The sequence below is a fragment of the Pseudomonas sp. B21-012 genome (assembly GCF_024749305.1).
Classification (GTDB): domain Bacteria; phylum Pseudomonadota; class Gammaproteobacteria; order Pseudomonadales; family Pseudomonadaceae; genus Aquipseudomonas.
The window spans coordinates 5,369,032-5,380,868 of record NZ_CP087197.1; the positions used below are offsets into that span (position 1 = coordinate 5,369,032).

Consider the following 11,837-nt stretch of genomic DNA (forward strand, 5'->3'; position numbering starts at 1 on the left):
GATTCAAAGGGACCCAACCATACAAGATCAGCCATCAAATACAAGTTTTTGCCCCGAGTGTGACCTCGAAGCCGACTGATGACGTCTGCGCGCTTGCGCTGAAGGGGATTTGGTTATATTTTATACAGTTATTTCATCTTCATCATGTCATTCATCTTTTCCACTTCATCTATTTCAAAGTCAATTCATCTATGACCAACGAACCGCCTAAAGCGCCCCCGCTTTATCCGAAGAGCCACCTGTTGGCCGCCAGCGGCATCGCCGCCTTACTCAGCCTGGCCTTGCTGGTGTTCCCATCCAGCGAGGTCGAAGCCAAGAAAACCACCCTGAACCTGGAGCTGGAAAGCCCGGCAGAGCAACTCAAGCAGGAACAGGACGCCCCACTTACCCAGAACACCGACGCCGCCCCCTCGCCGTTTGCGCAGATCGACAACAGCGCCGCAGCAACCGAGGAAACCGCCAAGACCGAGCCTGCGCCCGCCGCTGCCGAAGCCGCGCCAGCCAAGGACCCAAGCCACCGCGAAGTCACCGTGAGCCGTGGCGATACCCTGTCGACCCTGTTCGCCAAGGTCGGCCTGCCGGCCACCGCCGTGCATGAAGTGCTGGCCAGTAACAAGCAGGCCAAGCAGTTCAGCCAGCTCAAGCATGGCCAGGTACTGCAGATCGAACTGGACAAGGACGGCCAGCTGGCCAGCCTGCACAGCAAGCTCAGCGACCTGGAAACCATTCGCCTGACCAAGAGCGCAAACGGTTACGCGTTCAACCGTGAAATCAGCAAGCCCGTGGTGCGCTCGGCCTATGTACATGGCGTGATCAAGAGTTCGCTATCGGCCTCGGCCCAGCGTGCCGGCCTGAATCACAACCTGACCATGGATATGGCGCGCATCTTCGGGTATGACATCGACTTCGCCCAGGATATCCGCCAGGGCGACGAGTTCGACGTGATCTATGAACAGAAGGTCATGAACGGCAAGGTCGTCGGTACCGGCAACATCCTCTCTGCCCGCTTCACCAACCGCGGCAAGAGTTTCACCGCAGTGCGCTACACCAACAAGCAGGGCAACACCAACTACTACACCGCCGACGGCAACAGCATGCGCAAGGCGTTCATCCGCACTCCGGTTGATTTCGCCCGCATCAGCTCGCGCTTCTCGGCTGGCCGCAAGCACCCGATCCTGAACAAGATCCGCGCGCACAAAGGTGTCGACTACGCAGCACCACGCGGCACACCGATCAAGGCGGCCGGTGACGGTAAAGTGCTGCTGGCAGGCCGCCGCGGCGGCTACGGCAACACCGTGATCATCCAGCACGGTAACCGCTACCAGACCCTGTACGGGCACATGCAGGGCTTCGCCAAGGGCGTGAAGACCGGCGGCACCGTCAAGCAAGGGCAGATCATCGGCTACATTGGCACCACCGGCCTGTCTACCGGCCCGCACCTGCACTACGAGTTCCAGGTCAACGGCGTCCACGTCGACCCGCTCGGGCAGAAGTTGCCAATGGCTGATCCGATCGCCAAGGCCGAGCGCCAGCGTTTCCTGCAGCAAAGCCAGCCACTGGTTGCGCGCATGGACCAGGAAAAGGCCACTCTGCTTGCTTCGAGCAAGCGTTAAGCAATGCCGCTCTATCTGGGTGTGATGTCCGGGACCAGCCTCGATGGCCTGGACATCGCCTTGATCGAACAGGAGCAGCAACTCACGCTGCTCGCCACCCATTACATCCCCATGCCCGCCGACCTGCGCCAGGACCTGCTGGCCCTGTGCGCCAGCGGGCCGGACGAGATCGCCCGCGCCGCCCTGGCCGAAAACCGCTGGGTGCAGCTTGCCGCCGAAGGTATCCAGCACCTGCTGGCCGCGCGCAACCTCACGCCCGAGGCCATTCGCGCCATCGGCAGCCACGGCCAGACCATCCGCCACGAACCGGCGCGCGGCTTTACCGTACAGATCGGCAACCCGGCGCTGCTGGCCGAGCTTACCGGCATCAGCGTGGTCAGCGACTTCCGTCGCCGTGACGTTGCCGCCGGCGGCCAGGGCGCGCCGCTGGTACCGGCCTTTCACGAAGCCCTGTTCGCCCATCAGGGCCAACGCCTGGCGGTGCTCAATGTCGGTGGCTTCAGCAATCTGAGCCTGATCGAACAGGACAAACCAGTCAGCGGCTTCGACTGCGGGCCGGGTAACGTGCTGCTCGATGCCTGGATTCAGCAGAAACAAGGGCACAGCTATGACGCCAATGGTGCCTGGGCGGGCACCGGCCAGGTTATCCCAGGCCTGCTCGCCTCGCTGCTGAGCGATCCGTTCTTCGCAGGCAGCGGCCCGAAAAGTACCGGCCGCGAAGTGTTCAACCTGCCTTGGCTCAATCAGCACCTGGCCCCTCAGCCAAGCCTTCGGGATGAAGACGTGCAGGCCACCCTGCTGGAACTGACCGCCCGTAGCATCGTCAGCTCGCTGCAAGCGGCACAGGATGATACCCAGGCACTGCTGGTCTGCGGCGGCGGCGCCCACAATAGCGTGCTGATGCAGCGCCTGGCTGCTCTGTTGCCCAATGCCCGGGTCAGCAGCACTGCCGCTTGCGGGATCGACCCTGACTGGGTTGAGGCCATGGCCTTTGCCTGGCTGGCCCACTGCTGCCTGCAGCGCATCCCCGCCAACCGCCCCAGCGTCACCGCTGCCCGTGGCCTGCGGGTACTGGGCGCGATCTACCCGGCATAACTCGCAGACAGCAAAACGCCGCGCATCAGCGCGGCGTTTGCGGTACTGCCCTGGCGATCAGATCGAGAACGAGGAGCCGCAACCACAGGTCGTGGTGGCGTTCGGGTTCTTGATAACGAAACGCGAGCCTTCCAGGCCTTCCTGGTAATCTACCTCGGCTCCTGCCAGATACTGGAAACTCATCGGATCGACAACCAGAGCCACGCCTTCGCGCTCGACGATGGTGTCGTCTTCGGCAACGTCTTCATCGAAAGTGAAACCGTACTGAAAACCCGAGCAACCGCCGCCGGTCACGAAAACTCGCAACTTCAGGCGATCATTGCCTTCTTCATCGACCAGGGTCTTCACCTTGTGCGCTGCACCCTCAGTGAACTGCAATGCCACAGGGGTGAAGGATTCGACGCTCATGCTGACTATCTCCCGGCGCTATGCCGCCATAATGCGTGATGACGCGCATTATCCGCTTCTCCGAGAAAAGCGGTCAACAATACAAAAGCTGCAAGAGGTGCGCCGCAAGCTATAAGCGGATCGCGTGCACCTTTTACTTGCAGCTTGAAAGCTGGCGTTTACGGAAGCAGACCGGCGTGGGAAAGCCCCATGCGCTCGTCCAGGCCAAAGAGGATGTTGAGGTTCTGTACCGCCTGCCCCGACGCGCCCTTGACCAGGTTGTCGATCACCGACAACACCACCACCAGGTCGCCGCCCTGTGGACGGTGCACGGCAATTCGGCAGACGTTGGCACCGCGCACGCTGCGGGTTTCCGGGTGGCTGCCGGCCGGCATTACGTCGACGAACGGTTCATCGGCGTAGCGTTTTTCGAATAGTGCCTGCAGATCGACCGAGGTATCGGCGACGGTTGCATACAGGGTCGAATGGATACCGCGGATCATCGGGGTCAGGTGCGGCACGAAGGTCAGTCCGACATCACCACCCGCCGCCCGGCGCAGGCCCTGGGTGATTTCCGGCAGGTGACGGTGCCCCTTGACCGCGTAAGCCTTCATGCTTTCGCCCGCCTCACAGAACAGCGAGCCCACCGCCGCGCCACGGCCGGCGCCGCTGACCCCGGATTTGCAGTCGGCGATCAGCCGCGAGGCGTCGGCGATACCGGCTTCGAGCAGCGGCAGGAAGCCAAGCTGGGTAGCGGTTGGGTAGCAACCCGGCACGGCGATCAGGCGTGCCTGGCGAATTTGCTCGCGATTGACTTCAGGCAGGCCGTAGACCGCGTCCTTGAGCAGCTCGGGCGCGCCGTGCGGCTGGCCGTACCACTTGGCCCACTCATCGGCGTCCTGCAGGCGGAAGTCGGCGGACAGGTCGATGACCTTGGTGCCCGCGGCCAGCAGCTCGCCGGCCAGGGCGTGGGCGACACCGTGCGGGGTGGCAAAGAACACTACGTCGCAGGCGGCCAGGGTCTTCACGTCCGGCACGCTGAAGGCCAGGCCGTCGTAGTGGCCTCGCAGGTTCGGGTACATATCGGCAACCGCCAGACCAGCTTCGGAACGCGAGGTGATCACTGCCACCTCGGCCTGTGGATGCTGTGCCAACAGACGCAGCAGCTCGACCCCGGTGTAACCCGTGCCGCCAACGATACCGACCTTGACCATAACGCGTGCCCCTTATCAACGAACCATCAGGAAAGCCCACGATAATAGGGGCGCTGAAACACGCCCACAACTGTTGCGATGGCTCGCCGGGCCCCTTGCCTCTACTATCTGACCACCGTGAACCCTGAAGGAACTCAACCCCATGCTTTTTCTCTGGATCAAAGCGCTGCATATCGTCAGCGTAGTCTGCTGGTTTGCCGGCCTGTTCTACCTGCCGCGCCTGTTCGTCTATCACGCACAAAGCCAGGACAGCATCAGCCAGGAACGCTTCGTGATCATGGAGCGCAAGCTCTACCGCGGCATCATGCTGCCGGCGATGATCGCCAGCCTGGTCTTCGGCATCTGGCTGCTGAGCCTGACCCCGGGCTTCATGAGCCAGGGCTGGATGCACGCCAAGCTCACCCTGGTGGTGCTGCTGATCGGTTACCACCATATGTGCGGCGCACAGCTCAAGCGCTTCGCCCGCGGCGAAAACACCCGCAGCCACGTGTTCTACCGCTGGTTCAATGAAGTGCCGGTGCTGGTCCTGCTGGCCGTGGTAATTCTGGTGGTGGTCAAACCGTTCTAACCTAAACCCATACTCAGCCTCGGGAAACCTGCCATGTCATTGCCTGCCCTGCTCGAACAACGCTTGCGCCTGCCGGTGGTAGCGGCGCCGATGTTTCTGATCTCCAATCCGCAACTGGTACTGGCCTGTTGTGCCAATGGCGTGGTCGGCAGTTTCCCGGCCCTGAACCAGCGCGACAGCGCAGGCTTCAAGGCTTGGCTGGAAGAGATCGAAACGGGCCTCGCGGCCCTCGACAAACCTGCACCCTATGCCGTCAACCTGATCGTGCACCAGAGCAACCCGCGCCTGCAGGCAGACCTGGCGTTGTGCGTCGAGCACAAGGTGCCGATCGTCATCACCAGCCTCGGGGCGGTGAAGGAACTGGTCGATGCCGTGCACAGCTATGGCGGCCTGGTGTTCCATGACGTGACCACCCGCCGGCATGCCGAGAAAGCCGCCGAGGCCGGCGTCGACGGTCTGATTGCCGTGGCTGCGGGCGCCGGCGGCCACGCTGGCACTTGGAGCCCGTTCGCCCTGATCGCCGAGATTCGCCAGTTCTTCGACAAGACCTTGCTGCTGGCCGGTTGCATAAACCGTGGCCAGGAAATCCTCGCCGCGCAGTTGCTGGGCGCTGACCTCGCCTACCTGGGTACGCGCTTTATCGCCACCCACGAGAGCCAGGCGCCGGGGCCTTACAAAGAAATGATGCTTGAAGCCAAGGCAGCCGATATCATCCACACCGCTGCGGTTTCCGGGGTGCCTGCCAGCTTCATGCGCCAGAGCCTGGAAAACGCCGGTTTCGACATGGCCGCCCTGCGCAGCCACACCGAGACCAAGCTCAAACCCATCGACGACGAGGCCAAGGCCTGGAAGACCGTCTGGTCTGCCGGACAAGGTGTCGGTGCCATCGACCAGCTCTGCTCGGTCGAGCAACTGATTACCCGCCTGGATACCGAATACCGCCAGGCGCACGCCTCGGCCACAGCCCTTGGCCATCGCTGGCCGGGCTGACTCACGCATTATCACGGCAAAGGAAGCCCGCATGTATGACACTCTGACTCTCGCCAATTCGAGCAAACCCAAGGTCATGAGCCTGGAAGGGCGAATTGGCCGCGTGCGCCTGCTGGCCTGGAGCCTGGTCTTGTTCGCTGCGACCATCGGCGGCATTTTCCTGGTGGCCTTGCTGTCCAGTTCAATGTCGCTGGACCTCGGCGGCCTGATGATGATCGGCCTGTTGTCGGCACGGATCCTGAGCATGCTGTTCATCGTCCAGCGCCTGCACGACCTGAACTGGAGCGGCTGGTTCTGCTGGCTGTCGATCCTGCCATGGGTCGGCAACTTCTTCATCCTGGTGCTGGTACTGATGCCCGGCACGCGTGGCAGCAACCGCTTCGGTGCGCCGCCAGTGCCCAACAACAACGCAGTGGTGATCCTGGCCTGGCTGTGGCTGGTCCTGGTTGCCGGGCTTGCATACGTCACCGTCACCCGCCCCGGCATCTAGACACGCCACGGGTAGCAGCACTCCGGGCCCGGCACCTGTAAACTGCGCACTTTGGCCACCCTTCCCGACTGGAGAACTGCATGACCCGTTACGCCATGATCACCGGTGCCTCCAGCGGCTTGGGCCTGGCACTGGCCGAGGCGCTGGCACGTCGGGGACGCAATTTGATCCTGGTGGCCCGACAGCGCGACCCGCTGGAAAGCATCGCCATCGAGCTGACCCAGCGGTTTGGCGTCGAAGTGCTGTTTCGTGCCTGCGACCTGGGCGAGCCGTTGCGGTTGTCGGGGTTCCTGCTGGAGCTGGAAGAAAGCGAGCGGCACATCGACTTGCTGGTCAACTGCGCCGGCATTCGCTCCTACGGGCACTTTCTGGCCCAGGAATGGAGCGATGAGCAGGACCTGATCGAGGTGAACATCCTCGCCCTGACCCGCCTCTGCCACGCCCTTGGCAATGCCATGGCGGTTCAGGGCGGCGGGCAGATACTCAACGTCGCTTCGCTTGCCGCCTTCGCGCCCGGCCCGTGGATGAGCAGCTACGCGGCAAGCAAAGCCTATGTGCTGCACTTTTCCGAAGGCCTGCGCGAAGAGCTCAAACGCACCGGCATCAAGGTTTCGGTGCTGTGCCCAGGCCCGGTGCGTTCGCCGTTGCGACGTATCCCGCGGCTGGAAAACGGCCAACGCAGCCTGAGCCCGGAAGAAGTCGCGCTGTATACCGTACGCGCCCTGGACAAGAACCGCGCATTGATCATCCCCGGCCGGCGCAACCGCTGGCTGGCCTTCAGCCCGCGCTGGCTATCGCGCTGGCTGGCACGCAAGCTGGCCGGCGCCATCAACCAGGCCTATTGCCCGCGCTAGTTGTACAGGGCTGGGCGCAAGCGTCTGGCCTGCGTACACTCAAGTCCGATCACCCTCATGGAGCAGCCGTAGTGGATACTCTGTTTACCAAGATCATCAACCGGGAAATCCCGGCCAAGATCATCTACGAGGACGACCAGGTTCTGGCCTTCCACGATATCGCCCCGCAGGCACCGGTACATTTTCTGGTCATCCCGAAAAAACCGATCCGCACCCTCAACGATCTGACCGAAGAAGACAAGGGCCTGGCCGGGCACATCCTGTTCACCGCCCAGCGGCTGGCCAAGGAACTGGGCTGCGAAGACGGCTTTCGCGTGGTCATGAACTGCAATGAGCTGGGTGGGCAGACCGTCTACCACATTCATATGCACGTGCTTGGCCAGCGTCAGATGCACTGGCCACCGGGCTGATCCAGGGCAAGCCCCGGCATCGCGATTGGGGTAAACTGTCGGGCACATTCTTGCGGAGGTGCCCGATGGCTACCGAACGTCACTATTCCCCGCTCGACCGCTTGTTGCTGCAGGCCGACACCGCCATGCGCACCTTGCTGCCCTTCAGCGGCCAGCCTTCCCGGCCGTCGCCGGCGATCATCCAGCCGGATGTCGCCCTCGACGAAACCCAGACCCGCCATGTGGCCGGGCTCATGCGTATCAACCATACCGGTGAAGTCTGTGCCCAGGCGCTGTACCAGGGCCAGGCCCTGACCGCCAAGCTGCCCCAGGTTCGCAAGGCCATGGAGCACGCCGCCGAAGAAGAAATCGACCACCTGGCCTGGTGCGAACAGCGAATTCGCCAGCTCGGCAGCCACCCCAGCGTCCTCAACCCGCTGTTCTACGGTATGTCCTTCGGCATCGGTGCCCTCGCGGGCCTGGTCAGCGACAAGGTCAGCCTGGGTTTTGTCGCCGCCACCGAGCATCAGGTGTGCAAGCACCTGGACGAACACCTGGAGCAAATCCCGGCCGAGGATGAAAAATCCCGGGCGATTCTTGAGCAGATGCGCATCGACGAAGAGCAACATGCCGAATCGGCCCTGGATGCTGGCGGCTTCCGCTTCCCGGCACCGGTCAAGTTCGGCATGAGCCTGATGGCCAAGGTCATGACCAAAAGCACTTATCGTATCTAGGACCACCGATGACGGAACGCTTCGACGCCAAGGACCTGGCCCGCGCAGTCAGCGCCGGCGTTCTGAACCCGGGCCAGGATCAGGCCCTGCTTGAATTTCTCAAGCGCCAGCCGCAAACCCAGGCCAGTTTCCAGCTGGCCCACGTGGCGTTTTACTTCGGCGCCCTGCTGATCATGGCCGCCATGGGCTGGCTGCTCAGTGAAGCCTGGATGCGCGTCGGTGACAGCGCCCTGCTGCTGGTCTCACTGATTTATATCGGCGTACTGACCCTGGGCGCCTTGCTAATGCAACGCCGCGGCCAGGTCATCCCTGCTGGCGTACTTGCTGCGGTGGCGGTGAGCATCGTACCGCTGGCAGTGTTTGCGGCGCAGCGACTCAGCGGTTTCTGGCTACTGGACAACGCCCAGGGCAACTACCACAACTACTACACCTACGTGCAGGACGGTTGGCTGCTGATGGAGGCGGCGACGATACTGGCCGGCTTGTTGATGCTGCGCCTGATCCCGTTTCCGTTCATCGTCATGCCGATTGCCGTGGCCTTGTGGTTCATGTCCATGGACCTGAGCGAATGGTTCTATGGCGAGGCTTTCGACTGGAATCAGCGGCGTACGGTGTCACTGTGGTTTGGCCTGGCGACATTGCTGGTGTTCCTGGTGATCGACGGTCGCACCCGCCAGGACTATGCCTTCTGGGGCTATCTGGCCGGATTGCTGGCCTTCTGGCTCGGCTTGCCGCTGCTGGATACCGACAGTGAATGGGACAAAGCGCTTTATGGTCTGATCAACCTTGGCCTGATGGGCATAGCACTGTTGCTGCGCCGTCCGCTGTTCATAGTCTTTGGTGGCATGGGCGTGGCGATGTACCTGGGTTACCTGTCTTACGAGGTGTTTGCCGAGTCGCTGCTGTTCCCGGTGGTGCTGACCCTGATCGGGTTGGGCGTGATTGGCCTGGGGCTTTTCTATCAGAAGCACCGCGAGGCTTTGAGCAGCCGTTTGCAGGCGCGATTGCCGCAAGGCTTGCTGAAGCTGCTGCCGGGGTTGCGCCACTGATGATTCGGTTATTTTGCCTTCGCTTGCTGCAAAGCCTGGGGCTGGTGCTGGTGGCTTATCTGTTCGTGTGCCTGCTGACCGCCGGCATGAGCGGGGAACCCTTTAGCCTGAAACTGCCTGACATCTCCCAACCTGATGGCAACAGTGCCGTCGACCTGTGGGTGTTCTCACTGCCCGGGCAACTGCTGTTGCTGCTGGCGGGCTGCTTCATTCACAGGCAGCGCCTGCTTGCCTTGGCCTTTGTGCTATCGGCCGCGCTGACGGCCTGGCTGCAGTGCCTGATATTTGCCGACGCCTTTGGCAATACCTGGAGTAGCGCAGAAATCGTCGGTTTGCTCGTCTTCAACCTGCACTGGTTGCTGGTGGCGCTGGTTCCGGGGCTGGCCTGGCTGATCGGGCTGGAGCGCCTGCGCCGTTAGCCCGCCCCCACAGGAGCGGGCTTGCTGGTAATCAACCGAGCTCGACAATCTCGTAGCTGTGGGTGATCTCGACACCGGCCCGGCCGAGCATGATCGAGGCCGAGCAATACTTCTCTGCCGACAGCTCGACCGCACGCTTGACCTGGGCTTCTTTCAGGCCACGGCCCTTGACCACGAAATTCAGGTGGATTTTGGTGAATACCTTCGGGTCTTCGCTGGCGCGCTCGGCTTCAAGGAAAGCTTCGCAGCTCTCTACTGCCTGGCGGGATTTCTTCAGGATGCTGACCACATCGAAGTTGCTGCAGCCACCCAGGCCCAACAACAGCATTTCCATGGGCCGTACACCCAGGTTGCGGCCACCGGCCTCGGGCGGGCCATCCATCACGACCACATGGCCACTGCCCGATTCGCCCAGAAACATGGCTTCACCTGCCCACTGGATACGCGCCTTCATTACCTGGACTCCCTTGATTGAAAAAAGGCTGCCAGCTTAGACCCTGCGAGCCCGGCGGAAAAGCTCAAGCGCATGAGTAAATCTGCCGATAGAAGGACAAGTGTCTGATAAGCTGACGCCAAATCACTGGCGCTAATCGCCAGACTATCTATAAAAGAAATTGAAGCGTCGCCTCCTGACCGGGATCCAGCCATGGTTGCATCAGCCCTTCCAGCCAAGATCAAGAACATCGACAAGCTGCTGGTCCATTGCCAGCGCCGCCGCTATGCGGCCAAGAGCAACATCATCTGCGCCGGTGACAAGGCCGAAACCCTGTCCTTTATCGTCAAGGGCTCGGTGACCATCCTTATCGAGGATGACAACGGCCACGAAATGATAATCGCCTACCTCAACAGTGGCGACTTTTTCGGCGAGCTGGGGCTGTTTGAACCAGCCGGCCAGGAACACCAGCGCAGCGCCTGGGTGCGGGCCAAAAGCGAATGTGAAGTTGCAGAAATCAGCTACGAAAAATTCCGTGAACTGGCGCGTCACGACCCGGACATTCTCTATGCCCTGGGCAGCCAGATGGCCCAGCGCCTGCGCAACACCACGCGCAAGGTCGGCGACCTGGCCTTCTTCGACGTCACCGGCCGGGTAGCCCGCTGCCTGCTGGAATTGTGCAAGCAGCCAGACGCCATGACCCACCCCGACGGCATGCAGATCAAGATCACCCGCCAGGAAATCGGCCGCATCGTCGGTTGTTCGCGGGAGATGGTTGGCCGCGTCCTCAAGGATCTCGAAGAGCGCAGCCTGGTACACGTCAAGGGCAAGACCATGGTGGTCTTCGGTACCCGTTAATCGCGGGCGATGCCCTTGATCACTTCGGCATAGGCCTGGCCAAGGCGCTCGAGCAGCGGCGCCTCGGGTACCACCTCGTGCAAAGCGATGTGGCTGTCGGCCAGGCAGCGCTGCTCCAGCTCGCAGCATTCGTTGAAGCGGTTGACCGCCGCCACCATCGACTCGCGCTGGTTATCCAGCAGCAACGCACCATGTACCAACACCACCGGGCGCTTGCCACCCAGGCCCTGGCGCCAGCGCTGGGCAGTGCCGACCAGTTTGCGACCGTTGAGGTTGACGTTGTAGCGGCCATCGCAGAACGCCCCTTCGATTTCCCCCACCGATGCCATCCCGCCCCATTCGCGCAGCACATCACACAGCGGCAGGCACAGGCGCTCGTAGGCGTTTTCGATGCGGCCGTGATCACCTTCGCTTTTTGGTGCGACGTAAATCAGGGCGATGTTGATCACCGCCGGCGACTGCGGCACTGGCTCACCACCGGTTTCGCGCAGCAGCACCGGCCAACCGGCAATCGCTAGCTCGGCGCAGGCCGCCTCGAAGCCTTCGAGGCGGCTCATGCGTCGGGGCATGACCAGGGCATGATCGGTCGGACGCCAGAACAACAGGCCATGATCCTTTTCGCCCTTGCATACCGCCGCCAGCAGTTCCTGCTCGGCGTGCAGCCCGGCCTCGACAGTGACATCAAGCACTTGATCAGTCATCGCATTAACCTTGTAGAGACAAAAAAGCCGGCATCGCCGGCTT

The 11,837-nt window shown here is 62.1% G+C and carries 15 protein-coding genes; 11 read left to right on the top strand and 4 right to left on the bottom strand.

Annotation, left to right across the window (positions count from 1 at the left end; genetic code table 11):
* The first annotated feature begins 191 nt into the window (after positions 1-191).
* Both LOY37_RS24710 and LOY37_RS24715 read left to right on the top strand, forming a co-directional pair.
* Positions 192-1,613: a peptidoglycan DD-metalloendopeptidase family protein gene (locus tag LOY37_RS24710; RefSeq protein WP_045199347.1), complete on the top strand. Its 1,422-nt coding sequence runs from the start codon at positions 192-194 to the stop codon at positions 1,611-1,613.
* Positions 1,614-1,616: 3 nt separating this feature from the next.
* Positions 1,617-2,708 carry an anhydro-N-acetylmuramic acid kinase gene (locus LOY37_RS24715; protein ID WP_258715918.1) on the top strand — a complete coding sequence of 364 codons (1,092 nt, stop codon included), beginning with the start codon at positions 1,617-1,619 and terminating at the stop codon, positions 2,706-2,708.
* A gap of 57 nt (positions 2,709-2,765) precedes the next feature.
* Here LOY37_RS24715 and erpA read toward each other — a convergent pair whose 3' ends face one another.
* Both erpA and argC read right to left on the bottom strand, forming a co-directional pair.
* Entirely contained in the window at positions 2,766-3,116 is a 351-nt protein-coding gene (erpA, locus tag LOY37_RS24720) for an iron-sulfur cluster insertion protein ErpA (RefSeq protein WP_010221479.1), read from the bottom strand.
* Between the two features lie 158 nt (positions 3,117-3,274).
* Positions 3,275-4,309 carry an N-acetyl-gamma-glutamyl-phosphate reductase gene (gene argC, locus LOY37_RS24725; RefSeq protein WP_213603112.1) on the bottom strand — a complete coding sequence of 345 codons (1,035 nt, stop codon included), beginning with the start codon at positions 4,307-4,309 and terminating at the stop codon, positions 3,275-3,277.
* 142 nt (positions 4,310-4,451) lie between these two features.
* Between argC and hemJ the strand changes: the two genes are divergently transcribed.
* The 8 genes from hemJ to LOY37_RS24765 all read left to right on the top strand — a co-directional run bounded on the left by hemJ (position 4,452) and on the right by LOY37_RS24765 (position 9,802).
* Entirely contained in the window at positions 4,452-4,877 is a 426-nt protein-coding gene (gene hemJ / locus LOY37_RS24730) for a protoporphyrinogen oxidase HemJ (protein WP_045199341.1), read from the top strand.
* A gap of 33 nt (positions 4,878-4,910) precedes the next feature.
* Complete coding sequence (locus LOY37_RS24735; RefSeq protein ID WP_093378996.1) at positions 4,911-5,867, top strand: nitronate monooxygenase family protein; 957 nt, start codon at positions 4,911-4,913, stop codon at positions 5,865-5,867.
* 31 nt (positions 5,868-5,898) lie between these two features.
* The gene (locus LOY37_RS24740; RefSeq protein ID WP_052676537.1) at positions 5,899-6,357 is read left to right on the top strand and encodes a DUF805 domain-containing protein; all 459 of its coding nucleotides are present in this window, start codon (positions 5,899-5,901) and stop codon (positions 6,355-6,357) included.
* Between the two features lie 80 nt (positions 6,358-6,437).
* Positions 6,438-7,211, top strand: a complete 774-nt coding sequence (locus tag LOY37_RS24745) for an SDR family oxidoreductase (protein ID WP_045199338.1) — start codon at positions 6,438-6,440, stop codon at positions 7,209-7,211.
* 71 nt (positions 7,212-7,282) lie between these two features.
* Positions 7,283-7,621 (top strand): histidine triad nucleotide-binding protein, encoded by a 339-nt coding sequence (locus LOY37_RS24750; protein WP_045199336.1) that lies wholly within the window; start codon positions 7,283-7,285, stop codon positions 7,619-7,621.
* A gap of 65 nt (positions 7,622-7,686) precedes the next feature.
* Positions 7,687-8,334, top strand: coding sequence for a 2-polyprenyl-3-methyl-6-methoxy-1,4-benzoquinone monooxygenase (gene coq7 / locus LOY37_RS24755; RefSeq protein WP_258715919.1), 648 nt, complete (start codon positions 7,687-7,689; stop codon positions 8,332-8,334).
* A gap of 8 nt (positions 8,335-8,342) precedes the next feature.
* Positions 8,343-9,383, top strand: a complete 1,041-nt coding sequence (locus tag LOY37_RS24760; RefSeq protein ID WP_258715920.1) for a DUF2157 domain-containing protein — start codon at positions 8,343-8,345, stop codon at positions 9,381-9,383.
* Complete coding sequence (locus tag LOY37_RS24765) at positions 9,383-9,802, top strand: hypothetical protein (protein WP_258715921.1); 420 nt, start codon at positions 9,383-9,385, stop codon at positions 9,800-9,802. The genes LOY37_RS24760 and LOY37_RS24765 overlap by 1 nt, the downstream gene beginning before the upstream one ends.
* Before the next feature lie 31 nt (positions 9,803-9,833).
* On the opposite strand, the gene LOY37_RS24770 is transcribed toward LOY37_RS24765, so the two are convergent.
* A complete protein-coding gene (locus LOY37_RS24770) occupies positions 9,834-10,256 on the bottom strand; it encodes an OsmC family protein (protein WP_010221469.1) in 423 nt (140 codons plus the stop codon).
* Positions 10,257-10,448: 192 nt separating this feature from the next.
* On the opposite strand from LOY37_RS24770, the gene crp reads away from it, so the two are divergent.
* On the top strand, positions 10,449-11,093 hold the full coding sequence (gene crp, locus LOY37_RS24775) for a cAMP-activated global transcriptional regulator CRP (protein WP_045199329.1): 645 nt from the start codon (positions 10,449-10,451) through the stop codon (positions 11,091-11,093).
* On the opposite strand, the gene LOY37_RS24780 is transcribed toward crp, so the two are convergent.
* Entirely contained in the window at positions 11,090-11,794 is a 705-nt protein-coding gene (locus tag LOY37_RS24780; protein ID WP_258715922.1) for a lipoyl protein ligase domain-containing protein, read from the bottom strand. The two genes, crp and LOY37_RS24780, sit on opposite strands and share 4 nt — an antisense overlap.
* Positions 11,795-11,837: the final 43 nt, after the last annotated feature.

What these genes read in the sequence shown, in the direction of transcription:
- LOY37_RS24770 (WP_010221469.1), bottom strand. Translation starts at nt 10,256, where the DNA reads ATGAAGGCGCGTATCCAGTGGGCAGGTGAAGCCATGTTTCTGGGCGAA.
- LOY37_RS24740 (WP_052676537.1), top strand. Translation starts at nt 5,899, where the DNA reads ATGTATGACACTCTGACTCTCGCCAATTCGAGCAAACCCAAGGTCATG.
- LOY37_RS24760 (WP_258715920.1), top strand. Translation starts at nt 8,343, where the DNA reads ATGACGGAACGCTTCGACGCCAAGGACCTGGCCCGCGCAGTCAGCGCC.
- erpA (WP_010221479.1), bottom strand. Translation starts at nt 3,116, where the DNA reads ATGAGCGTCGAATCCTTCACCCCTGTGGCATTGCAGTTCACTGAGGGT.
- crp (WP_045199329.1), top strand. Translation starts at nt 10,449, where the DNA reads ATGGTTGCATCAGCCCTTCCAGCCAAGATCAAGAACATCGACAAGCTG.
- LOY37_RS24780 (WP_258715922.1), bottom strand. Translation starts at nt 11,794, where the DNA reads ATGACTGATCAAGTGCTTGATGTCACTGTCGAGGCCGGGCTGCACGCC.
- argC (WP_213603112.1), bottom strand. Translation starts at nt 4,309, where the DNA reads ATGGTCAAGGTCGGTATCGTTGGCGGCACGGGTTACACCGGGGTCGAG.
- LOY37_RS24765 (WP_258715921.1), top strand. Translation starts at nt 9,383, where the DNA reads ATGATTCGGTTATTTTGCCTTCGCTTGCTGCAAAGCCTGGGGCTGGTG.
- LOY37_RS24745 (WP_045199338.1), top strand. Translation starts at nt 6,438, where the DNA reads ATGACCCGTTACGCCATGATCACCGGTGCCTCCAGCGGCTTGGGCCTG.
- LOY37_RS24715 (WP_258715918.1), top strand. Translation starts at nt 1,617, where the DNA reads ATGCCGCTCTATCTGGGTGTGATGTCCGGGACCAGCCTCGATGGCCTG.
- LOY37_RS24710 (WP_045199347.1), top strand. Translation starts at nt 192, where the DNA reads ATGACCAACGAACCGCCTAAAGCGCCCCCGCTTTATCCGAAGAGCCAC.
- coq7 (WP_258715919.1), top strand. Translation starts at nt 7,687, where the DNA reads ATGGCTACCGAACGTCACTATTCCCCGCTCGACCGCTTGTTGCTGCAG.
- hemJ (WP_045199341.1), top strand. Translation starts at nt 4,452, where the DNA reads ATGCTTTTTCTCTGGATCAAAGCGCTGCATATCGTCAGCGTAGTCTGC.
- LOY37_RS24735 (WP_093378996.1), top strand. Translation starts at nt 4,911, where the DNA reads ATGTCATTGCCTGCCCTGCTCGAACAACGCTTGCGCCTGCCGGTGGTA.